The 243-nt window shown below is 66.3% G+C and carries 1 protein-coding gene; it reads right to left on the bottom strand.

Annotated elements, in window-relative coordinates; all coding sequences use genetic code 11:
• Positions 1-3 precede the first annotated feature (3 nt).
• A partial coding sequence (locus AC0IYH_RS33515) for a hypothetical protein (RefSeq protein WP_471838752.1) occupies positions 4-243 on the bottom strand: 240 nt, incomplete at its 5' end.

A 243-nucleotide genomic window follows, 5' to 3' on the forward strand; every position in this document is an offset into this window, starting at 1 on the left:
GAATCAGGTCGAACGAACTGTGCCGTTCACACCGGCGGGGAAGAAGCCGCCGCTGGTCGTGGACGCATTCGGGGTCAGGTACACGATGTTGAGCACCGGCGCCGGCGAGCGGACGAAGGCGAGGCCGTTCGCGTCGGTCGGGACGATGTTCGAGCGGACCTGCCCGTTCACCGTCTCGGATGCGATACCCTGATCGCGGTCGGCACCCTGACCGAGCAGACCCGTCGATGCCGTTCCATCCAG

Source organism: Pseudomonas sp. AC463, assembly GCF_979253585.1.